23 protein-coding genes and 4 tRNA genes are annotated in these 20,573 nt (G+C 65.4%); 18 read left to right on the top strand and 9 right to left on the bottom strand.

Features of this window, described 5'->3' with window-relative positions; all coding sequences use genetic code 11:
• Positions 1-17 precede the first annotated feature (17 nt).
• Positions 18-806 carry a pyrimidine reductase family protein gene (locus tag QM615_RS01790; protein ID WP_149405873.1) on the bottom strand — a complete coding sequence of 263 codons (789 nt, stop codon included), beginning with the start codon at positions 804-806 and terminating at the stop codon, positions 18-20.
• A gap of 34 nt (positions 807-840) precedes the next feature.
• Here QM615_RS01790 and zapE point away from each other — a divergent pair, with 34 nt between their 5' ends.
• A complete protein-coding gene (gene zapE / locus QM615_RS01785; RefSeq protein ID WP_094641984.1) occupies positions 841-1,854 on the top strand; it encodes a cell division protein ZapE in 1,014 nt (337 codons plus the stop codon).
• 7 nt (positions 1,855-1,861) lie between these two features.
• Here the strand turns inward: zapE and QM615_RS01780 are convergent, their stop codons facing one another.
• The 7 genes from QM615_RS01780 to QM615_RS01750 all read right to left on the bottom strand — a co-directional run bounded on the left by QM615_RS01780 (position 1,862) and on the right by QM615_RS01750 (position 4,246).
• Complete coding sequence (locus QM615_RS01780; RefSeq protein WP_283346944.1) at positions 1,862-2,389, bottom strand: GNAT family N-acetyltransferase; 528 nt, start codon at positions 2,387-2,389, stop codon at positions 1,862-1,864.
• On the bottom strand, positions 2,386-2,838 hold the full coding sequence (locus tag QM615_RS01775) for a hypothetical protein (RefSeq protein ID WP_269594202.1): 453 nt from the start codon (positions 2,836-2,838) through the stop codon (positions 2,386-2,388). Before QM615_RS01775 ends, QM615_RS01780 begins: the two co-directional genes overlap by 4 nt.
• Before the next feature lie 16 nt (positions 2,839-2,854).
• Positions 2,855-3,562, bottom strand: coding sequence for an alpha/beta hydrolase family protein (locus QM615_RS01770; RefSeq protein WP_269594201.1), 708 nt, complete (start codon positions 3,560-3,562; stop codon positions 2,855-2,857).
• The gene (locus tag QM615_RS01765) at positions 3,555-3,848 is read right to left on the bottom strand and encodes a hypothetical protein (protein WP_269594199.1); all 294 of its coding nucleotides are present in this window, start codon (positions 3,846-3,848) and stop codon (positions 3,555-3,557) included. Before QM615_RS01765 ends, QM615_RS01770 begins: the two co-directional genes overlap by 8 nt.
• Positions 3,849-3,974: 126 nt before the next feature.
• A tRNA-Val gene (locus tag QM615_RS01760) sits at positions 3,975-4,049 on the bottom strand.
• 37 nt (positions 4,050-4,086) lie between these two features.
• Positions 4,087-4,157: transfer RNA gene (locus QM615_RS01755), tRNA-Cys, on the bottom strand.
• Between the two features lie 17 nt (positions 4,158-4,174).
• Positions 4,175-4,246: transfer RNA gene (locus tag QM615_RS01750), tRNA-Gly, on the bottom strand.
• A gap of 242 nt (positions 4,247-4,488) precedes the next feature.
• On the opposite strand from QM615_RS01750, the gene QM615_RS01745 reads away from it, so the two are divergent.
• From QM615_RS01745 to pdxS, 9 genes are all read left to right on the top strand, one after another.
• Positions 4,489-4,560, top strand: a tRNA-Val gene (locus tag QM615_RS01745).
• A 116-nt stretch (positions 4,561-4,676) separates the two neighbouring features.
• Positions 4,677-5,078 carry a TIGR02611 family protein gene (locus QM615_RS01740; RefSeq protein WP_269594246.1) on the top strand — a complete coding sequence of 134 codons (402 nt, stop codon included), beginning with the start codon at positions 4,677-4,679 and terminating at the stop codon, positions 5,076-5,078.
• A gap of 102 nt (positions 5,079-5,180) precedes the next feature.
• A complete protein-coding gene (thrS, locus tag QM615_RS01735; RefSeq protein WP_149406036.1) occupies positions 5,181-7,241 on the top strand; it encodes a threonine--tRNA ligase in 2,061 nt (686 codons plus the stop codon).
• 2 nt (positions 7,242-7,243) lie between these two features.
• Positions 7,244-7,786 (top strand): ATP adenylyltransferase, encoded by a 543-nt coding sequence (locus tag QM615_RS01730; protein ID WP_032397953.1) that lies wholly within the window; start codon positions 7,244-7,246, stop codon positions 7,784-7,786.
• 25 nt (positions 7,787-7,811) lie between these two features.
• On the top strand, positions 7,812-8,495 hold the full coding sequence (pgsA, locus tag QM615_RS01725; RefSeq protein ID WP_068050599.1) for a phosphatidylinositol phosphate synthase: 684 nt from the start codon (positions 7,812-7,814) through the stop codon (positions 8,493-8,495).
• Positions 8,492-9,397, top strand: a complete 906-nt coding sequence (locus tag QM615_RS01720; RefSeq protein ID WP_068050598.1) for a phosphatidylinositol mannoside acyltransferase — start codon at positions 8,492-8,494, stop codon at positions 9,395-9,397. The genes pgsA and QM615_RS01720 overlap by 4 nt, the downstream gene beginning before the upstream one ends.
• A complete protein-coding gene (locus QM615_RS01715) occupies positions 9,394-10,518 on the top strand; it encodes a glycosyltransferase family 4 protein (protein ID WP_269594198.1) in 1,125 nt (374 codons plus the stop codon). Before QM615_RS01720 ends, QM615_RS01715 begins: the two co-directional genes overlap by 4 nt.
• Positions 10,518-11,543, top strand: a complete 1,026-nt coding sequence (locus QM615_RS01710; RefSeq protein WP_269594197.1) for an NUDIX hydrolase — start codon at positions 10,518-10,520, stop codon at positions 11,541-11,543. Before QM615_RS01715 ends, QM615_RS01710 begins: the two co-directional genes overlap by 1 nt.
• A 178-nt stretch (positions 11,544-11,721) precedes the next feature.
• Entirely contained in the window at positions 11,722-12,663 is a 942-nt protein-coding gene (gene pdxS, locus QM615_RS01705) for a pyridoxal 5'-phosphate synthase lyase subunit PdxS (protein WP_082899040.1), read from the top strand.
• A gap of 10 nt (positions 12,664-12,673) precedes the next feature.
• Here pdxS and QM615_RS01700 read toward each other — a convergent pair whose 3' ends face one another.
• Entirely contained in the window at positions 12,674-13,324 is a 651-nt protein-coding gene (locus tag QM615_RS01700; RefSeq protein ID WP_283346943.1) for a nucleoside/nucleotide kinase family protein, read from the bottom strand.
• A gap of 41 nt (positions 13,325-13,365) precedes the next feature.
• Between QM615_RS01700 and QM615_RS01695 the strand changes: the two genes are divergently transcribed.
• The 8 genes from QM615_RS01695 to secD all read left to right on the top strand — a co-directional run bounded on the left by QM615_RS01695 (position 13,366) and on the right by secD (position 20,572).
• Entirely contained in the window at positions 13,366-14,217 is an 852-nt protein-coding gene (locus tag QM615_RS01695; protein ID WP_094669040.1) for an acyl-CoA thioesterase, read from the top strand.
• Positions 14,214-14,816: a pyridoxal 5'-phosphate synthase glutaminase subunit PdxT gene (pdxT, locus tag QM615_RS01690; RefSeq protein WP_094641946.1), complete on the top strand. Its 603-nt coding sequence runs from the start codon at positions 14,214-14,216 to the stop codon at positions 14,814-14,816. Before QM615_RS01695 ends, pdxT begins: the two co-directional genes overlap by 4 nt.
• 87 nt (positions 14,817-14,903) lie before the next feature.
• Positions 14,904-15,662 carry a YebC/PmpR family DNA-binding transcriptional regulator gene (locus QM615_RS01685; protein WP_094641944.1) on the top strand — a complete coding sequence of 253 codons (759 nt, stop codon included), beginning with the start codon at positions 14,904-14,906 and terminating at the stop codon, positions 15,660-15,662.
• A gap of 107 nt (positions 15,663-15,769) precedes the next feature.
• Complete coding sequence (gene ruvC, locus QM615_RS01680) at positions 15,770-16,387, top strand: crossover junction endodeoxyribonuclease RuvC (protein WP_037189428.1); 618 nt, start codon at positions 15,770-15,772, stop codon at positions 16,385-16,387.
• Positions 16,384-16,989: a Holliday junction branch migration protein RuvA gene (gene ruvA, locus QM615_RS01675; protein ID WP_068050592.1), complete on the top strand. Its 606-nt coding sequence runs from the start codon at positions 16,384-16,386 to the stop codon at positions 16,987-16,989. The genes ruvC and ruvA overlap by 4 nt, the downstream gene beginning before the upstream one ends.
• A 54-nt stretch (positions 16,990-17,043) precedes the next feature.
• A complete protein-coding gene (gene ruvB / locus QM615_RS01670; protein WP_052047563.1) occupies positions 17,044-18,072 on the top strand; it encodes a Holliday junction branch migration DNA helicase RuvB in 1,029 nt (342 codons plus the stop codon).
• A 138-nt stretch (positions 18,073-18,210) separates the two neighbouring features.
• Positions 18,211-18,621, top strand: coding sequence for a preprotein translocase subunit YajC (gene yajC, locus QM615_RS01665; RefSeq protein ID WP_269594195.1), 411 nt, complete (start codon positions 18,211-18,213; stop codon positions 18,619-18,621).
• Positions 18,622-18,784: 163 nt separating this feature from the next.
• Entirely contained in the window at positions 18,785-20,572 is a 1,788-nt protein-coding gene (secD, locus tag QM615_RS01660; protein ID WP_269594194.1) for a protein translocase subunit SecD, read from the top strand.
• Position 20,573 lies beyond the last annotated feature (1 nt).

Here is a 20,573-nt window from a genome sequence, read left to right as displayed (position 1 = left end):
GCCGGGCCGCGCAGTGCTCATGGCCGACGCACCCAGCGCGTGAGCAGCGTTCCGTCGGCATCGCCCAGAACGTGTACCCGGTGCATCGGCGCGTCGGCGGCGTCGGATGCGTGGGCGATACGACCCGCCTCGCCGGCGACCAACATCGGCGAGATCGTCAGACACAGATCGTCCGCCGCCCCGTCGGACACGAGCTGTCCGAACAGTCCCGGTCCGCCCTCGCACAGGATGCGGCGAAATCCGAGGTCGCTCAGTGTCGCGACGATGTCGCCGGTCGAGACCGATTCGCCGGTCACCTCGATCACCGTCGCTCCTGCTGCCCGAAGCGCGGCCACCTTCGAGCCGTCCGCCGCCGCCGAGGTCAGCACCACCGGCTGCACTTCGGTGTCGGTGATCAATCGAGAGTCCGCGTCGATCGAACCGGAGGCGGTGACCACGACGATCGTCGGAACCGGTGCCAGCCCGGCCGCTACTCGACGTGCCTTCGCTTCGGTGGACAGCGAGACGCCGCCGTAGTTCTCGGCGCGCGCGGTTCCGGCACCGACCAGGACGGCGTCGCACAGTTCTCGCAGGATGCCGAACAGGCGGGCGTCGGCGGGGGTTCCCAGGCCCGCCGACTTACCGTTCGCGGTCACCGATCCGTCGATGCTGGCGACGAAGTTCGTGCGAATCCACGGTCGGTCCACGTCGGTGGGATACGCGTGCAGGGCGCGGACGGCATCGTCGTCGAGTGCCGATCCGACGCTGGGCACGGACTCGGGTGCCTGCACCGATGTGAAGTAGGTCCCAATATGGAGAAGCTGCATGAGAGAGATCAGACCACGTCGTTACGCTCGGCAAATGCCCGCACGCCTTGTCGACCGAAATCCCGTGGTTCCATCCGATCAGCTGATCGCGCAGATGGTCCCGCCGGCGATGTTCGACGACGTCAGTTTCTCGTCGTACATTCCCGACCCCAAGGAGCCGACGCAGGCTGCTGCGGTTGCGAAGGCCGAGGAGTTCGCGAGCAAGGTGCAGAAGATCCGCGGCAAGGGCAAGCGCGGTCTCTTCGGTAAGAAGACCCCGGCCATCGGTGCAGGCCTGTACCTCGACGGCGGCTTCGGTGTCGGCAAGACTCACTTGCTTGCGTCGATCTATCACAGCGTTCCCGAGCCCAAGGCGTTCGGCACGTTCGTCGAACTCACCCACGTGGTCGGTGCTCTCGGCTTCAACAAGGCACTCGAGGAACTCTCGAGCCACAGCGTGCTGTGCATCGACGAGTTCGAGCTCGACGATCCCGGCGACACGATGTTGGTCTCGCGGTTGCTCTCCGAGCTCTCGCAGCGCGGGGTATCCATCGTCGCGACGTCCAACACCCTGCCCGGGCAGCTCGGTGAGGGGCGTTTCGCCGCCGAGGACTTCATGCGGGAGATCAAGAAACTCGGCTCCATCTTCGAGTCCATCCGGGTCGACGGTCCCGACTACCGCCACCGCGATCTACCTCCGGCTCCCGAGCCCACCTCGGAGTCCGAGCTGATCGACCGCGCCGATACCGTCGAGGGTGCAACCCTGGACGATTTCGACGAGCTGCTGGCGCATCTGAGCACGTTGCACCCCTCCCGCTACGGCAAGTTGCTCGACGGCATTCCGGCAGTGTTCCTGAAGAACGTGCACCCGGCATCGGATCAGGCCATCGCTCTGCGCCTGGTGGTCCTCGCCGACCGCCTGTACGACGCGGGCATCCCGGTGACGGCCTCGGGCGGCAAGCTCGACGAGATCTTCACCGAGGAGATGCTGGCCGGCGGTTACCGCAAGAAGTACCTGCGCGCCACCTCGCGTCTGCTGGCACTGTCTCGTTTCGCTGCAGTCGGCTGAGCGGTCGTCACAGCCTCACCTGCATGACGTAATCGTCGTGCGTCTGGACGCCGACGACGAACGTCTTGGTGCCCACGATCTCGAATCCGTGTTTGGCGTAGAACTTCTGCGCCCGCACGTTCTGCTGGTTGACGCCCAACCATGCTGTCGCACAACCGGAGTGGCGTGCATGGTCGAGTGACGACGTCATCAATCGCCCCGCGGCCCCGCTGCCGTGCTGGGTCGGCTGCACGTAGAGCTTGCTGACTTCCATGGTGGGCTCGGGCGAGAGTGTCGCGCGAATTCCGGGGTCCGCAGGCGGCCCGGATACGAGCATCGCGTAGCCCACGACGTCGGCATCGGCTGTCTCGTCGATCAGCACCGTTCTGGTTGCGTCGGCGATGTAGTTCTCGAAGTGCTCGGCCGACAACACGTTCGAGACGAACTGCTCGATGTCCTCGGGCCGGGTTCCCGGCGGGCAGGCGAGGGGAAAGGTCGACGCGGCCACTTCGGCGACGCGACGTGCATCGGCACGTGCTGCCACGCGCACGGTCACAGCAGATCGACCGCGTTCTTGGCATCGCGCAACGACAGCCCGGTTCGGTCGCGCAGCAGTTTGATGGCAGAGATCGCTTTACCCTCGGATTTCAGTGACTGCAATCGCGGGATCAGATCGTCCCAGGGTGTCGGACCGGATTGTGCGGCGTCGACGATGGTGGCGGAGGACGGAAACGGCTCGCCGCGTTGGACGCTCTCGATCGCGCTCTTCGCGTCGGCGAGTCCGGCACCCGTTCGTTCACGAAAGACCTTGATGGCCTGAACCTTCTTGTTCGCGGCCAGTAGCGAATGAATGTCTGCGCGGGCGCTCTCGTCGAGACCGATGAGCCTGATGTTGCGCGAGGTCTCCGGGGACGAGCCTGGCTTCTTGCGGGCCAACAGCCACGCCGCGAGCACTGCAGCATCGACGAGGACCAACGCCACGATGAACCATCCCCAGGTCGGCATGCCTTAGTAGACCACTTCAGCGCGACGGGTCGAAGAGCGGGACGACAACCGACGAATCGGACGTCGGGGCACCGAACAGCGAGGCGGCTCCGGCAAGGGTTTTCGTCGCTGCGTCGTACTTCATCGGAGCAAGATCGTGGCCCGCGCCCTCGATGTCGACGAGCTCGGTGGGGGCCGGCACGAGCGCGAGCGCAGCGCTCAATTCGGTCGTGGTGCCGAAAGGATCCTTCGTGCCGTGCACCACCACCGTCGGTGTTCGAAGTTCGGGAAGGTGTTGTGTACGAGCCTTGTCCGGCTTGCCCGGCGGGTGTAGGGGATAGGAGGTCAGGACGAGTCCGTCGACGAGACCCGGTCGCTCGGCCGCGATCATCGAGCCCTGCCTGCCACCGTAGGAATGCCCACCGAATGCGATGAATCCAGAGGTCTCGGCGCGGAGGCGGTCGACGGCCGACGCGATTCCGAGCCGATCCTCGGCCGCCCTCGACGGGTGCGGCGGCCCCTTGGGTTTGCGTACTCGAAACGGAAGGTCGAAACGCAGGACCGTGAATCCGGCTGCCGCCCATGCCGACGCGATGCGCTGCAGCAGCGGCGACTCGCAGTTGCCGCCCGCACCGTGCGTGAGAGCGAGGCCGCCTCGTGACGGTATGGAGGGTGTGTGCAGAAATGCGACGCCCCCGCCGAGATCGATGTCGGCGGGGGCGTCGGGACCATCGAGTTCAGGCATCGTTCGAGGACGTTACCTTTTCCTGGGTGTCGGCGTGATCGGTGTCAGCAGAGCCGTCTGAGCCGTCGGAGTCGGTGGACTCCCGGTCATCGGCGTCCACCATCTCGCCGTTGTCGTCGACCATGTCCGCGAAGGCGGTCCCGGCGACGGTGCCGTTGGTTCCCGGCAGTGCGACGGTGGGCCGGGCACCGGGTCGATAGCGATCGTCGAGGCCCTCCACGGACTTCTTCGCCTCCTCCAGGGTGGCGTCGTCGACTGTGGGTTCGCTCTGAGCATCGTCCGACACGTGTGTGTCCTTCCATCGAAGTGTGTGCGTCGTCTCCACTGTGCACTTCTATGGCGCGAATCACCACAATTGATTCGTGAAGCACAAAAAAGACCCCCTCGAAAGGGGGCCTGATTTGTCTTGCTGTGGTGCGCGATACTGGGATTGAACCAGTGACCTCTTCCGTGTCAGGGAAGCGCTCTCCCGCTGAGCTAATCGCGCGTGTCCTCGCAACGGTCTTGCGACCGATGCACTAGCGAGGTGGAGACGGGAATCGAACCCGTGTGCACGGCTTTGCAGGCCGTTGCCTCACCACTCGGCCACTCCACCATGGGTCGAGACCCTCGAGCGGATGACGGGATTCGAACCCGCGACCCTCACCTTGGCAAGGTGATGCGCTACCACTGCGCCACATCCGCATACCCCGGAGGCGCTCACTGCTGGGCAGTTGTTGTCTCCGTGGTGCGGGGAAAACATTAACCCAACGGGAGTGAAACTCACAAATCTCGTGGTCAGCCCCGGAATTCGAACGATCGGCGCTGTGAAAGATGTGAAAGCAGAGGCGATGGGAGCCCTGCGGAGGCAGTCCGTGGACGAATTCGGTGATCGGGCAGGCGATTCGGTTCGTCGCGGCACCTCGTGTTAATGTTTTGCCTCGTTCGGTCCCGTGGCTCAGTGGGAGAGCGTCCGCTTCACACGCGGAAGGTCGCTGGTTCGATCCCAGCCGGGACCACAGAAAAGAAGGCCCGCACCGCCCGTCGGTGCGGGCCTTCTTGCGTTCGAGGCCGGTAACCTGAGCCGGTGAGCACCGAAGAATCGAAGCCGCAGGCCGTCGCCGACCAGGGTCCGATGGACACAGCAAAGGTGAACCACCGTCGCTTCCGGGCGCGCATCGCCGAGAACAAGTCCCTCGATCTCGCGTACCGAATCACGGTCGGTGTCGTCGGAACAGTGGTGTTGGTGCTGGGTGTACTCGCCATTCCCTACCCGGGGCCCGGCTGGTTGATCGTGTTTGCCGGCCTGGGCATCCTGGCGTCGGAATTCGCCTGGGCCAAGAGTGCGCTGCGGTTCGTCCGCAAGAGATACGACGCGTTCATGGCGTGGTTCTCGAAGCAATCGATGTTCGTCAAGGGTCTCGGAGTTCTGTTCACCACGGTCGTCGTGCTGGCAACGCTGTGGCTGCTCGGCACGTTCGCGTTGGTCGGGGGCTGGATCGGACTCGAGTGGACGTGGCTCGAGAGCCCGATCTGACGTCACCCGTCGCGCTGAGGCCAATCGAGTGGACCGTTGCCGATAGGCTGTCGGAGGCCTTCCTGGCCAGAAGAACCGATCGAGGAGTACATCGCTGTGAGCATGCCCGTTGTCGCCGCCGTTTCGCCCGCCCGCATCATGGTGCCGGCCGGAACCACGGCAGGTACGGCGCTCCGCGAGACCGGCCTGCCCAACAAGGGACCCGACGCTGTGGTCGTGGTACGCGATCCCGACGGCAAGCTCCGTGACCTGTCGTGGGCACCGGAGGGCGACACCGAGGTCGAACCCGTTCCGGCGAACACCGAGGACGGACGAAGCGTCATCAGGCATTCGGCCGCGCACGTGTTGGCGCAGGCCGTTCAAGAGCTTTTTCCCGACGCCAAGCTGGGCATCGGACCGTTCATCAAGGACGGCTTCTATTACGACTTCGACGTGAAGCAGCCGTTCACTCCCGAGGATCTGACGGCACTCGAGAAGAAGATGAAGCAGATCGTCAAAGCCGGACAGCGCTTTTCGCGTCGGGTGTACGAGTCGGTGGAGCAGGCCCGCGAGGAGTTGGCCGGCGAGCCGTACAAGCTCGAGCTGATCGACGACAAGTCCGGCATCGACGATCCCGAGGTCATGGAGGTCGGTGGGGGAGAGCTGACCGCCTACGACAACCTCAATCCCCGGACCGGCGAGCGGATCTGGGGCGATCTGTGCCGCGGACCGCACATCCCCACCACCAAGTACGTGCCCGCGTTCAAGCTCACCCGTAGTTCGGCTGCGTACTGGCGCGGCAATCAGGACAACGCCGGACTGCAGCGCATCTACGGAACTGCGTGGGAATCCACCGAAGCGCTCGACGCGCATCTCGAACTGCTGGCCGAGGCGGAGCGTCGCGATCACCGCAAGCTCGGCTCCGAGCTGGACCTGTTCAGCTTTCCCGACGAACTGGGCTCCGGTCTGCCGGTGTTCCACCCCAAGGGTGGCATCATCCGGAACGAGCTGGAGAACTACTCGCGGCAGCGGCACATCGAAGAGGGCTACGAGTTCGTCAACACCCCGCACATCACCAAGGGCCATCTCTACGAGGTCTCGGGTCACCTCGACTGGTACCGGGACGGCATGTTCCCGGCGATGCACCTGGACGCCGAGCTCGACGAGAACGGTGACGTGCGCAAGCCCGGCCAGGACTACTACCTCAAGCCGATGAACTGCCCGATGCACAACCTGATCTTCCGTTCCCGCGGCCGCTCGTACCGAGAACTGCCGTTGCGTTTGTTCGAGTTCGGCTCGGTCTACCGCTACGAGAAGTCCGGCGTCATCCACGGTCTCACCCGTGTGCGCGGCATGACCCAGGACGACGCGCACATCTTCTGCACCCGCGAGCAGATGCGCGGCGAGCTCACCAGCACCCTCGAATTCGTGCTCGGGCTGCTCAAGGACTACGGCCTCGACGATTTCTACCTCGAACTCTCCACTCGCAACCCGGAGAAGTCGGTCGGCAGCGACGAGGTCTGGGAAGAGGCAACCAACACCCTCGCCGAGGTGGCGGCGGCGTCGGGCCTGAACCTGGTGCCCGATCCGGGTGGTGCCGCGTTCTACGGACCGAAGATCTCGGTGCAGGCCAAGGATGCGCTGGGGCGTACCTGGCAGATGTCGACCATTCAGCTCGACTTCAACCTGCCCGAGCGCTTCGAGCTCGAATACACCGGCTCGGGCGGAACCAAGGAACGCCCGGTGATGATTCACCGGGCTCTGTTCGGTTCCATCGAGCGCTTCTTCGGGGTGCTCACCGAGCATTACGCAGGCGCGTTCCCGGCCTGGCTCGCACCGGTCCAGGTCGTCGGTATCCCGGTTGCCGAGGTCTACCAGGATCACTTGTTCGCGGTCGTGAACGAGCTGAAGAAGCGGGGAGTGCGCGCCGAGGTCGATGCCAGCGACGACCGGATGCAGAAGAAGATCTTCAACCAGACGGCGCAGAAGGTCCCCTTCATGCTTCTCGCCGGCGAACGCGACGTCGAAGCCGGAGCCGTGAGCTTCCGATTCCGGGACGGCACCCAGGTCAACGGCGTCCCGGTGGCGCAGGCGATCACGGTCGTGACCGACTGGATCTCTCAGCGCAACAACGCATCACCGACCGCCGAGCTCGTGCAGACCGACCCCGCAGGAGTGAGCTGATCATGTCGGAACAGGACGAGTCGATCGTCGTCACCGGGGCCGGTGAGCCCGATCGGCTGCAGCGACTGTGGACACCGCACCGGATGTCCTACATCGCCGAGGCTCCGCAGGGCTCGGCGAAGTCGAACGAGCCGTTCTCCGACATTCCCAAGATGAGCGACGAGGACGGACTCGTCGTCGCACGAGGCGAATCGGTGTACGCGGTACTCAACCTGTACCCCTACAACCCCGGCCACGCGATGATCGTGCCGTACCGCCGCGTCGCGGCACTGGAAGACCTCACACCTGCGGAGAGCGCCGAGTTGATGGCATTCACGCAGCAGATGATTCGCGTCATCAAGCGAGTGTCACGTCCGCACGGCTTCAATGTCGGACTCAATCTCGGTGCTGCCGCGGGCGGATCGCTGGCCGAGCACCTGCATCAGCACATCGTGCCCCGGTGGGGCGGCGACGCGAACTTCATCACCGTGATCAGCGGTGCGAAGGTGATGCCGCAGTTGCTCCGTGACACTCGGGCCCTGCTCGCGTCGGCCTGGAACGAATGAACCACAGGCGAGAGGAGCACGCGCCGTGCTGAGCATTTTCGGCCGTGCGCCGGTGTCGAAGGTGACCGCCCCGCTCGGGCGTGCCCTCAACAGCACCGGGCTGACCCCCAACTCCGTGACGATCATCGGCACCGTCGTCACCGTGACGGCCGCGGTCACGATGTACCCCGCCGGCTACCTGTGGTGGGGTTCGGTCGTCATCACCCTGTTCGTGTTGTTCGACATGCTCGACGGGGCCATGGCGCGGGCACGGGGCGGTGGCACCAAATACGGTGCCGTCCTCGACGCGACGTGCGATCGAGTGGCCGACGGTGCGATCTTCGGCGGCTTGGCCTGGTGGGCGGTGTACTCCGAGCAGGACAAACTACTGCTCGTTGCCACCCTGATCTGTCTGGTCACCTCCCAGGTGATCTCGTACGCCAAGGCACGCGCCGAGGCCAGCGGACTCTCGGCCGACGGGGGGTGGATCGAACGTCCCGATCGCCTGGTCATCGTGCTCGTCGGCGCCGGATTCACCGGCGTCGGACGGCATTTCGACATTCCGTGGTTGGACAGCGTGATCTACCCGGCGATGTGGATTCTCGCCGTGCTCAGTGTCGTGACCGTGTTCCAGCGCGTTCTCGCGGTCCGCGGATCCGAGGGTGCTCGCGACATCATCGTGCCTCCGGTGGCACCGGCATCCGGCGACGGCGACGTGGCCGCGTCGTGAATCTCTCCGACAGGGCGAGCGACGCGGGCTACGCGGCCGGTTGGCGACTCGTCCGTTCTCTACCCGAGCCGGTGGCGCGACGCCTGTTCGATCGCGGTGCCGACTTCGCAGCGACGCGAGGCGGTGGCCCGGACCAGTTGCGTCGCAATCTCGCTCGAGTCCTGGGGACCACTCCCGCCGAGGTGCCCGACGAGCTGATCCGCGACAGCGTTCGCTCCTACGCCCGTTACTGGCGCGAGGCGTTTCGGTTGCCGTCGATGGATCTGGCTGCGCAGGCCGCCGTCATCGATCGGTGCGTGAACGGCAAGGAACATCTCGAGGGTGCACTCGCCGCCGGTAAGGGAGTGGTGCTGGCGTTGCCGCACAGCGGCAATTGGGACATGGCCGGAATGTGGCTGGTGCGCACGCACGGTGGGCTCTCGACCGTCGCCGAACGGCTGAAGCCGGAATCTCTGTACCAGCGATTCGTCGCCTATCGGGAGAGCCTGGGCTTCGAGATCTTTCCGCTCAGCGGCGGCGAGCAACCGCCGCTTCTCGCATTGTCCGAGAGACTGCGCCAGAACAAGGTGGTCTGCCTGCTCGGCGAGAGAGATCTCGCCAAGCACGGAGTGCCGGTCACCTTCTTCGGTGAACCGACCCGGATGCCCGCCGGTGCCGCAAAACTCGCGATCGACACCGGAGCGACGCTGTTGCCGGTACACGGCTATTTCGACGGCGACGGCTGGGGCTTCGACATTTCGCCTGCAGTGGACGTCTCGGCCGGAGTCGGTCCTGCCACCCAGACGTTGGCCGATCATTTCGCTGCCGGCATCCGAGCGCATCCGGCGGATTGGCACATGCTGCAACCGTTGTGGATGAGCGACTGGTCGGCCGAGCGACGTGCCCGAATCGAGGGCGCGTGAAGATCGGTATGGTGTGCCCGTACTCGTTCGACGTTCCCGGTGGAGTGCAGGCGCACGTTCAGCAGCTGGCCGAGGTGTTCATCGAACGCGGTCATCGCGTCAGTGTCCTGGCTCCGGCGTCGGACGACGTCGAGTTGCCGGATTTCGTGGTGTCGGCGGGCGAGGCGCTCGCCATTCCCTACAACGGATCCGTCGCGCGGCTTCGATTCGGGCCGATCACGTATTCCCGAATCCGTAAGTGGATCTCCGACAACGATTTCGACGTGCTGCACATCCACGAACCGAACGCGCCCAGCCTGTCGATGTTGGCGCTCAAGGCCGCGGACGGACCGATCGTGGCAACCTTCCACACCTCGACGACGAAGTCCTTGGTGCTCAGCACCTTTCAGGGTGTGCTGCGGCCGTATCACGAGAAGATCAGCGGACGTATAGCTGTCTCGGAACTCGCCCGACGCTGGCAGGTCGAGGCCCTCGGCTCCGACGCCGTCGAGATCCCCAACGGAGTCGACGTTCCTGCCTTCGCCGACGCCCCTGTGCTGGAAGGCTATCCACGTGCCGGTCGCACGGTGCTCTTCCTCGGCCGCTTCGACGAACCACGCAAGGGAATGGCGGTCCTGCTCGGGGCACTGCCCACCCTCGTCGAATCCCATCCCGACATCGAGATCCTCATCGTCGGCCGCGGCGACGAGGACAAGCTCCGCAAGGACGCAGGCGCACTCGCCTCGCACCTGACGTTCCTGGGGCAGGTGGACGATGCGACCAAGGCATCGGCGATGCGCAGCGCCGACGTCTACTGCGCACCCAACCTCGGCGGTGAGAGCTTCGGCATCGTCCTCGTCGAGGCCATGGCCGCCGGAACTCCGGTGGTGGCAAGCGAACTCGACGCATTCCGGCGGGTGCTCAAGGACGGTACCTGCGGACTGCTGGTTCCGATCGACGATTCCGATGCCGTCGCCGCCGCAGTGACCGCGATCCTCTCCGACGACGCCGTTCGTGCTCGACTCGTCGATGCCGCCTCGGTCGCCGTGGCCGCCTACGACTGGCCCGTCGTCGCCGAGCAGATCCTGCGGGTCTACGAAACCGTCACCCTCGGGGGCCAGAAAGTGCGGGCGGCGAACTGATGACCCTCTCGGCGCTCACGATCCTGGTACTCGGTCTGGTCGCGGTACTGATTCTCGTCGTCGGCCTGTGGGCGTACGGCACGGCGAACCGACTGGACCGCTTGCACGTGCGTACCGACCTTGCCTGGCAGGCACTCGATGCAGCACTGGCCCGCCGCGCCGTCGTCGCGCGAGCGGTGTCCGCTGCCACCCGCGACACGGCCTCGGCGAGCAGAGAACTCGCCGCACTGGCCGATCGGGCCGAACGCGCCGACCGGTCGCAGCGGGAAGAGGCCGAGAACGCGGTGTCCATGGCTCTTGCCGTCGTCGAGCCGAATGCCCTGCCCCCGCAACTGGTCGCCGAACTGGCCGACGCCGAGGCCCGCGTCCTGATCGCACGGCGCTTCCACAACGACGCCGTCCGTGACACTCTGGCGCTGCGGGTGAGACGCCCGGTCCGGTGGTTGCATCTGGGCGGTACCGCGGCCCTGCCGTCGTATTTCGAGATCGCCGAGCGGTCTGCTGCCGCGACGTTCGGCAGCGAGAACAGAGCCACTCAGCGAACATCCGCTCGGGTGGTGCTGCTCGACGAACGGGGCCGCGTTCTGCTGTTGCGCGGACACGATCCGACGGTGCCCGACACCTTCTTCTGGTTCACCATCGGTGGGGCAGTGGAGAAGGGCGAGTCGCTCCGCGAAGCAGCGGTGCGCGAGGTGCACGAGGAAACCGGCCTGAACGTCGCGGCGGCAGATCTGCGCGGTCCACTGTGGCGACGGGTTGCGACGTTCCCGTTCAACGGAACCCTGATCCGTTCCGAGGAACTGTTCTTCGCGATCCGAACGCAGGAGTTCGAGCCGCACAGCGCCGGGTTCACCGATTTCGAGCGCCGCACCGTGACCGGCCATCAGTGGTGCACCGAGGCCGACATCCGTGCGCTCAGCGCTGTCGGCGAGAACGTCTATCCCCAGGACCTCGCGGAACTGCTGGACGAGGTGAACGTGGCTCTCGCTCGACGCGGCGACCCGGACGTGCGCGCTATCCGCTAGCAATCTGGACCCTTTTCGAGCAGTCCAGCAATCATGAAGTGGTTATGGGAAACCGTCGCCAGGAGGCCTACAGTTCTGGGCGCGACTTCGCGCCGCGCGTGATCGATTGCGCGGATGGACGTAGTTGCACATATCAGTCCGGTGCGCCACGAACGGTGCCCAGAACACAGGAGTCGGCTTGAGTACCCCACACGCATCCACTACACCCGCTGGATCTGCCGAAGGCGGTTCGGGCGAGAACGGAATCGGCACCGCGCGCGTCAAGCGGGGGATGGCCGAGATGCTCAAGGGCGGCGTCATCATGGACGTGGTCACCGCCGATCAGGCCAAGATCGCCGAAGACGCCGGAGCGGTTGCCGTCATGGCCCTCGAGCGCGTCCCCGCAGACATTCGCGCTCAGGGTGGGGTGTCGCGGATGAGCGATCCCGACATGATCGACAGCATCATCTCCTCGGTCAGCATCCCGGTGATGGCGAAGGCCCGCATCGGCCACTTCGTCGAAGCGCAGATCCTGCAGAGCCTCGGCGTCGACTACATCGACGAGTCCGAGGTGCTCACCCCGGCCGATTACGCCAACCACATCGACAAGTGGAACTTCACCGTTCCCTTCGTCTGTGGTGCCACCAACCTGGGTGAGGCGATGCGTCGAATCACCGAGGGAGCGGCCATGATTCGCTCCAAGGGCGAGGCCGGGACCGGCGACGTCTCGAACGCGACGACGCACATGCGCAAGATTCGCGACGAGATCCGTCGCCTCACCTCACTTCCCGAGGACGAGCTGTACGTGGCGGCGAAGGAACTGCAGGCCCCGTACGACCTCGTCGTCGAGGTCGCCCGGGCCGGCAAACTGCCCGTCACACTGTTCACCGCCGGTGGCATCGCCACTCCCGCGGACGCAGCGATGATGATGCAGCTCGGTGCCGAGGGCGTGTTCGTCGGATCGGGAATCTTCAAGTCCGGCAACCCCAAGGAGCGCGCCGAGGCGATCGTCAAGGCCACCACGTTCTTCGACGACCCCGATGTGCTCGCCAAGGTCTCCCGCGGTCTCGGTGAGGCCATGGTCGGCATCAACGTCGACGACCTCCCCGTCGGACACCGTCTCGCCGAGCGTGGCTGGTGACGGTTCTGCGTCAGTAGCGTTCGAGTGCCGGGCGGTCGGGATGGTCCCATCGGACCAGAAGATCCGGCCGCTCGGCCGAGCCGTCGAGGCTCTCGTAGTACTCGAGCAACGGGGCGCAGGTCCACTGATCGGGGGCGCTCGTTCTGCGGCGTAAAGCGTTCGCGGACAGGCGTAGGTGCACCGACAGGTCGACGGTCAATCCCCGGCCGAGCAGCATGGGGCCCGCGATCAGGACGATCTGATTCGCCGCCGCCGAGGTGGTGCGGGCCCGAGCCGAGCGGTCGGTGGCCTCATCCCACAGTCGCGGTAGAAAGTGACCTCCGCCACCGGGTCCCAGTGGGGCGATGACTTCTCGAACCAAGGCGTCGTAGTCGAACCACAGTGTGCGATAGCTCAATTCGTCGGTTCGCGAGTACTCGAATCGAATGGACGCAGGTCGGACGTAGTCGTGCAGGTCGACGACGGCAGCCGGACGGCCCCGAGAGCGGGCGTGTTCGGCTGTGCGCGTGGCGAAGTCGACCGGTCGCGCGGCATCGGCACCGTCGATCACGACGATCGAGCGGGCACCGTCCGGGCACGAATCGACGATCGACTCCACGAGAAGATCGGGAAATATCGGCATCGGTTGACCCACACCGACCATCTTGCCTGGTCCATCCATTGTTAGCCTGAGCCGTTGTCACAGAAAGGTGGACACCAGCCATGGCCAGCATCGAGGACATTCTCGAATTGGAACGGATCGAGAACGACATCTATCGGGGACGGACTTTCCCTTCTCGGTTGCCCCGTACGTTCGGCGGTCAGGTGGCGGGCCAGGCGCTCGTCGCGGCGGTGCGCACAGTGGCTCCCGAGTTTCGTGTGCACTCGCTGCACGGCTACTTTCTGCGTCCGGGCAATCCGAACGAACCGGCCGTCTTCATGGTCGATCGGATCCGCGACGGCCGGTCGTTCTGCACACGCCGCGTCACCGGAATTCAGCACGGCAAGGCGATCTTCACGATGTCTGCCTCGTTTCACGGCGACGACGACGGCATTTCGCACCAGGACGTCATGCCCGAGGTCGTCGGACCGGACAGCCTGCCCGATCCCACCACCCTCGCCGAATACGACCACTCGTACTACAAGGAGTGGTCGGAATGGGACATCCGTCTCATTCCTGATGACCAGACCGTCAAGCATCCCAGTTTCGCTGCGCAGCAACGTGTGTGGTTCCGCTATCGCGATACGTTGCCCGACGATCAGGTGTTCCACGTCTGCGCCCTCGCATACATGAGCGACATGACGTTGATCGGCTCCGCCAAGGTGCCGCACCCGGACGCCGTCACCCAGACCGCCTCGCTCGATCATGCGCTGTGGTTCCTGCGGCCGTTCCGGGCAGACGAATGGTTGCTCTACGACCAGACGTCGCCCTCGGCCGATTTCGGCCGGGCACTGGCTCAGGGGCGAATTTTCGACACGTCCGGACGTATGGTTGCCGCGGTGGTGCAAGAAGGGCTGATGCGTTACGAGCGGGACCCCGACGCGCCTCATGTCGATCCCTTCGGCCGCAAGTGACCGCTCCGACCATCGGTGTTCTCGCGCTGCAGGGCGACGTTCGCGAACACCTGGCTGCGCTCGAGTCGAGCGGTGCGCGCGGAGTCACAGTGCGGCGTCCCGCCGAACTGGCGCAGATCGACGGATTGATCATCCCCGGCGGGGAATCGACGACGATGAGCAACCTGCTCGGCGTGTTCGAGCTCCTCGACCCGCTGCGCGCGCGGTTGGCGGAGGGACTGCCCGCCTACGGCTCCTGTGCGGGCATGATTCTGCTGGCGTCCGAGATTCTCGACACCAGGCCCGACGCCCGACATCTGGATTGCCTCGATATCACCGTGCGGCGCAACGCTTTCGGTCGTCAGGTCGATTCGTTCGAGACCGACCTCGACGTCACCGGTATCGACGGTGGGCCGGTGCGGGCGGTGTTCATTCGCGCGCCGTGGGTCGAGCGGGTGGGCGAGCACGTCGAGGTGCTCGCCACCGTGCCGCACGGACCGGCCGCCGGACGCGTGGTGGCCGTTCGCCAGAACTCCGTTCTCGCGACGAGTTTTCACCCCGAGGTCACCGGCGACGATCGAGTGCACGCACTCTTCGTCGACATGGTGCGCAGCCGCTAGAACCTTCGACGGTCGGTCGGTGCCGAGCGCGGTACCGGGCGAGTAAAGTCGACAACACTGATTTCGAGCAGGAAGGGGCCCTATCGCATGAGCGGCCACTCAAAATGGGCCACCACCAAGCACAAGAAGGCGGTGATCGACGCCCGACGTGGCAAGTCTTTCGCCAAGCTCATCAAGAACATCGAGGTGGCGGCCCGCACGGGTGGCGGTGACCCCACCGGCAACCCGACGCTCTTCGACGCCATTCAGAAGGCGAAGAAGACTTCGGTGCCCATCGACAACATCGAGCGGGCGCGCAAGCGAGGTGCAGGCGAAGAGACCGGCGGGGCCGATTGGCAGACCATCATGTACGAGGGCTACGGACCCAACGGTGTCGCCATCCTCATCGAGTGCCTCACCGACAACCGCAACCGAGCCGCAGGCGAGGTTCGCGTCGCGATGACCCGTAACGGCGGGAACATGGCCGACCCGGGTTCGGTGTCGTACCTGTTCTCGCGCAAGGGCGTGGTGACCCTGGAGAAGAACGGTCAGAGCGAGGACGACGTCCTGATGGCCGTTCTCGAAGCCGGTGCCGAGGAAGTCAACGACAACGGCGACACGTTCGAGGTCGTCAGCGAGCCGACCGACCTGGTCGCCGTGCGCACCGCTTTGCAGGAGGCCGGAATCGACTACGACTCGGCCGAGGCGAGCTTCCAGGCGTCGGTGAACGTCCCGGTCGACGCGGACGGTGCACGCAAGGTGTTCAAGCTCATCGATGCACTCGAAGACAGCGACGACGTCCAGAACGTGTGGTCCAACGTCGACCTCTCCGACGAGGTCATGGCCGAGCTCGACGCCGAGGACTGATGCCACTCGCATCCGACGACGTGATCGACCGGGTGTCGTATCCCTGATCCGACGGTGGGCTCCGCTACGCTATCGAACAACAGTTCGTAAGCGGAAGGTGTGGTGGCGTGCGGGTGATGGGTGTCGACCCCGGTCTCACCAGGTGTGGGCTCAGTCTGATCGAGGGCGGTGTGGGCCGAACGGTGGTCGCGCTCGATGTCGATGTGGTGCGAACGCCCGCGGACATGGACCTCGCGCAGCGTCTTTTGCGGATTTCCGAGGCCGCGGAATACTGGCTCGATACCCACAAGCCCTCGGTGGTGGCGATCGAGCGAGTGTTCGCTCAACACAACGTTCGTACGGCCATGGGCACGGCCCAGGCCGGTGGCGTCATCGCCCTCGCAGCGGCCAGGCGTGGCGTCGACGTCTGCTTTCACACTCCCAGTGAGGTCAAGGCGGCCGTCACGGGCAACGGTTCGGCCGACAAGGCTCAGGTGACCGCCATGGTCATGCGCATTCTCGGACTGCAGACTGCACCGACTCCCGCCGACGCGGCCGACGCATTGGCCCTCGGTATCTGTCACTGCTGGCGAGCACCCATGATCGCCCGGATGGCGAAAGCCGAAGCCATGGCCGCCGAGCAGAAACGCAAGTACGACGCGCGTCTGGCCGAGGAGCGCAAGGCTCGCGCCGTCGTGGCACGCAGGATCGAGAAAATGGCCAAGAAGGAGGCGGGCGCACGATGATCGCGTCGATCAGGGGTTCGGTGGTGGACATCGCGCTCGATCACGCCGTGCTGGAGGCCGCGGGCGTCGGGTACCGGGTCAACGCCACTCCGGCGACGTTGGCCACGCTGCACCGGGGGAGCGAAGCGACCCTCCTGACGACCATGATCGTGCGCGAGGATTCGCAGACGCTGTACGGGTTCCCCGACAAGGAGTCGCGTGAGCTGTTCGAGTTGCTCCTCACCGTGACCGGCGTCGGCCCGCGAATCGCCATGGCGACTCTTGCCGTACACGAGCCCGATGCGCTGCGAACTGCGTTGGCGGACAGTGATATCGGAGCTCTGACCAGGGTGCCCGGTATCGGCAAGCGCGGCGCGGAGAGGATGGTCGTCGAGTTGCGCGACAAGGTCGACGCGGTGGTCGGACGCGCCGGAAGCGCAGCCGTGCCGGGGTCCGGTGCCGGCAACTCGATGCGAGACCAGATCGTCGAAGCGCTGATCGGTCTCGGATTCCCCACCAAGCAGGCCGAGGAAGCCACCGACGCGGTGCTCGCCCAGCAGCCCGAGGCCACGACCTCGACCGCGTTGAGGTCTGCGCTGGCGTACCTCGGAAAGTCCAGGTAGGCCCGGGTGACCGAGGACGAGCAGTTCGGCGAATCCCAAGTCGGTGCGGACGCGATGTCCGACGATCTGGATGTCGAGACGAGTCTGCGTCCGAAGAATCTCACCGATTTCATCGGTCAACCGCGCGTGCGGGAGCAGCTCCAGCTCGTGTTGTCGGGTGCCAAGATGCGCGGCGGCACCCCCGATCACATCCTGATGTCCGGTCCGCCGGGACTCGGTAAGACCAGCATGGCAATGATCATCGCCGCGGAGCTGGGAACCTCGCTGCGGCTCACGTCGGGTCCGGCGCTCGAGCGGGCGGGCGATCTTGCGGCGATGCTCAGCAACCTGGTCGAGGGGGACGTGCTGTTCATCGACGAAATCCATCGCATCGCTCGTCCGGCCGAGGAGATGCTGTACCTGGCCATGGAGGATTTCCGCGTCGACGTCATCGTCGGCAAGGGGCCGGGAGCGACGTCGATTCCACTCGAGGTGGCACCGTTCACCCTTGTCGGTGCCACCACCAGGTCGGGTGCGCTCACCGGGCCGCTGCGAGATCGCTTCGGATTCGTGGCGCACATGGATTTCTACGAGCCCAGCGAACTCGAGCGCATCCTCATGCGGTCGGCGGGAATTCTGGGCGTACCGATCGACCGGGACGGCTGCGCGGAAATTGCCGGGCGCTCGCGCGGCACCCCCAGAATCGCAAACCGACTGCTTCGGCGAGTTCGCGACTATGCGGACGTGCGCGGCGACGGCACCGTCACCCAGGACACCGCGAAGGCCGCCCTGGTGGTCTACGACGTCGACAAGCTCGGGCTCGACCGACTCGACCGCGCGGTACTCAGCGCGCTCATCCGAAGCTTCGGCGGCGGGCCGGTAGGTGTATCGACATTGGCCGTCGCCGTCGGCGAGGAACCGTCGACGGTCGAGGAAGTGTGCGAGCCGTTTCTGGTGCGTGCCGGAATGATCGCCCGCACCCCCCGCGGGCGCGTGGCGACCGCTGCTGCGTGGCAACACCTCGGTCTGACACCGCCACCGGACCTCGCAGTGGGTGGGATTTCGGTCCGATCCTCGGAGGTCCAGCAGGGATTATTCGAATGAATCGGGCACAACAGGACACGAACGGACCGGACCGGTTCCAGGTAATGGCACACTGGGTAGCTGCGAGGCCCGCACCGGCGGCGTTCTCGCACGAGACAATGACGTATATCGAACCCGACTTCGAGGACTGACCTTCCGATGGATTTGCTGTTTCCGCTGCTGATCGTGGCCCTTCTGGTACCGCTGTTTCTCAATGCGCGTCGACAGAAGAAGGTGTTGGCCAAGACCACGGAAATGCAGGACTCGCTGAAGATCGGCGACGAGGTCGTCACCACCGCCGGTCTGTACGCCCGCGTCGTCCTGGTCGAGGACGACACGATCGACCTCGAGATCGCCGACGGCGTCATCACCACGTGGTCGCGCGCAGTCGTGCGTGAGGTGCTGCCCGACGATTCCGAGTTCGACGACACCGACATCGACGCCACCACCGATGCGGACATCGCGGCCCTCGGCTCGAACAACACCGCGGGACCGTCGCTGAGCAAGACAGACGCGGCCCGGCCGGACGAGACCGTCGAGCAGACGGCGAAGAGGCTCGAAAAAGAGTGAGCTCGATGTGATCGACAACCGCTGTCGGAGACAGTATCCGGCAGCGGTTTTCTCTGCGGTGACCGATGTGGTGCACAATCGCACCGCTCACCGCTGACACAGCGGGCCGCCAGGCCCTGCAGGAACCGACATTTTCCATCGCCTCAGAGGAGAAACACACACCGTGGCACCTTCCAGCGGACCGGTGCAACCCGCCCGCTATCTCGCCGTTTTCGCGGTGCTGATGGCAGCGGTGTACGCCATGGTCTTCTTCACCGGAGACAAAGACCCCTCGCCGAAGTTGGGAATCGACCTGCAGGGCGGCACGCGCGTGACACTCACCGCGCGCACCCCCGACGGCAACGCACCGACGCAGGACAGCTTGCAGCAGGCGCAGCAGATCATCGAGACCCGCGTCAACGGTCTCGGTGTCTCCGGCTCCGAGGTGGTCATCGACGGCGACAACCTCGTCATCACGGTGCCCGGCGACGACAGCTCCCAGGCCCGCACCCTCGGGCAGACCGCGCGACTGTTCATCCGTCCCGTGATCGGATCCGTTGCTCCGTCGACGGGCGAGGGTGCAGGCACGCAGCAGACCCCGGCCGACCCGGCCGCGCCGGTCGATCCTGCTGCACCGGCAGACCCGGCTGCTTCGGCGGACCCGGCTGCACCCGCAGATCCGGCCACTCCGCAGCAACGTGTGTTCCCGGCGCAGGATCCGTCTGCGGTCGATCCGACTCCCGCCCCCGCCACTGATGCACCCGCTAGCGAGGCACCGGCCACCGACGCACCGGCCGAGGACCCCGCCACCGACGCTTCTCTGTCCGACGCCGATCGTGCCGCCCAGGAGATCGCCGACGCGAAGGCGCTGCGGCAGAGCGAGGACCAGCAGGTCCAACAACTCGCGATGCAGTCCCTCGACTGCAACGCCGCCGACCCGCTCGCAGGCAACGACGATCCTGCTCTTCCCCTCGTTGCATGCTCGACCGATGGAACGGCCGTCTATCTACTCGGTCCGACGATCATCGACGGTCAGCAGATATCCGACGCGACCTCCGGGTTCGACAGTCAGCAGGCACAGTTCCAGGTGAGCCTGACGTTCGACACGGAGGGCTCGAACACCTGGGCTCAGTTCACCGCGGCCAACCTGCAGAAGCAGGCTGCGTTCGTATTGGACTCCAAGGTGATCAGTGCGCCGGTCATCCAGGGGGCCACCCCAGCCGGCAGCGCCACCTCGATCACCGGTAACTTCAATGCCCAGACCTCCTCGGAGCTGGCCAACACGCTCAAGTACGGCTCACTGCCACTGTCCTTCGTGTCCTCCGAGGCTGAAACTGTCTCGGCCACACTGGGATTGGCCTCGCTCGAAGCCGGACTGCTCGCAGGTGCCATCGGACTGGCGCTGGTGTTGGTCTACTGCCTGCTCTACTACCGTGCCCTCGGGCTGCTCACCGCGCTGTCGTTGGCGCTGGCCGGTCTCGTCGTCTACGGAATCATCGTTCTGTTGGGCAGATGGATCAGCTTCACGCTGGACCTGGCAGGAATCGCAGGCCTGATCATCGGTATCGGTATGACCGCGGACTCGTTCGTGGTGTTCTTCGAGCGCATCAAGGACGAGATCCGGGAGGGCCGCAGCTTCCGCTCGGCGGTTCCTCGTGGTTGGGCACGCGCACGCAAGACGATCCTGTCCGGCAACGCGGTCAGCTTCATCGCCGCCGCGGTGCTGTACGTGCTCGCTGTGGGTCAGGTCCGTGGCTTCGCGTTCACCCTCGGCCTGACGACGATCCTGGACATCATCGTCGTGGTGCTGGTGACCTGGCCACTGGTGTACCTGGCGTCGAAATCCACGTTCTGGTCCAAGCCGTCGGTCAACGGTCTCGGCGCCGTCCAGCAGATCGCGCTCGAACGCAAGCGCGCAGCCAACAAGGCACTCGCCGTCAAGACCGGCACTGCGCCGTCGAAGGAGGCATGAC

This window comes from Rhodococcus sp. IEGM 1341, from assembly GCF_030056895.1.
Taxonomy (GTDB): domain Bacteria; phylum Actinomycetota; class Actinomycetes; order Mycobacteriales; family Mycobacteriaceae; genus Rhodococcoides.
Note: the sequence above shows the minus strand (reverse complement) of the source record. Positions and strands in the feature narration are given on the sequence as shown.

What these genes read in the sequence shown, in the direction of transcription:
- QM615_RS01790 (WP_149405873.1), bottom strand. Translation starts at nt 806, where the DNA reads ATGCAGCTTCTCCATATTGGGACCTACTTCACATCGGTGCAGGCACCC.
- zapE (WP_094641984.1), top strand. Translation starts at nt 841, where the DNA reads ATGCCCGCACGCCTTGTCGACCGAAATCCCGTGGTTCCATCCGATCAG.
- QM615_RS01775 (WP_269594202.1), bottom strand. Translation starts at nt 2,838, where the DNA reads ATGCCGACCTGGGGATGGTTCATCGTGGCGTTGGTCCTCGTCGATGCT.
- QM615_RS01770 (WP_269594201.1), bottom strand. Translation starts at nt 3,562, where the DNA reads ATGCCTGAACTCGATGGTCCCGACGCCCCCGCCGACATCGATCTCGGC.
- QM615_RS01740 (WP_269594246.1), top strand. Translation starts at nt 4,677, where the DNA reads ATGGACACAGCAAAGGTGAACCACCGTCGCTTCCGGGCGCGCATCGCC.
- thrS (WP_149406036.1), top strand. Translation starts at nt 5,181, where the DNA reads ATGCCCGTTGTCGCCGCCGTTTCGCCCGCCCGCATCATGGTGCCGGCC.
- QM615_RS01730 (WP_032397953.1), top strand. Translation starts at nt 7,244, where the DNA reads ATGTCGGAACAGGACGAGTCGATCGTCGTCACCGGGGCCGGTGAGCCC.
- QM615_RS01710 (WP_269594197.1), top strand. Translation starts at nt 10,518, where the DNA reads ATGACCCTCTCGGCGCTCACGATCCTGGTACTCGGTCTGGTCGCGGTA.
- QM615_RS01700 (WP_283346943.1), bottom strand. Translation starts at nt 13,324, where the DNA reads ATGGATGGACCAGGCAAGATGGTCGGTGTGGGTCAACCGATGCCGATA.
- QM615_RS01695 (WP_094669040.1), top strand. Translation starts at nt 13,366, where the DNA reads ATGGCCAGCATCGAGGACATTCTCGAATTGGAACGGATCGAGAACGAC.
- QM615_RS01685 (WP_094641944.1), top strand. Translation starts at nt 14,904, where the DNA reads ATGAGCGGCCACTCAAAATGGGCCACCACCAAGCACAAGAAGGCGGTG.
- ruvA (WP_068050592.1), top strand. Translation starts at nt 16,384, where the DNA reads ATGATCGCGTCGATCAGGGGTTCGGTGGTGGACATCGCGCTCGATCAC.
- ruvB (WP_052047563.1), top strand. Translation starts at nt 17,044, where the DNA reads ATGTCCGACGATCTGGATGTCGAGACGAGTCTGCGTCCGAAGAATCTC.
- yajC (WP_269594195.1), top strand. Translation starts at nt 18,211, where the DNA reads ATGGATTTGCTGTTTCCGCTGCTGATCGTGGCCCTTCTGGTACCGCTG.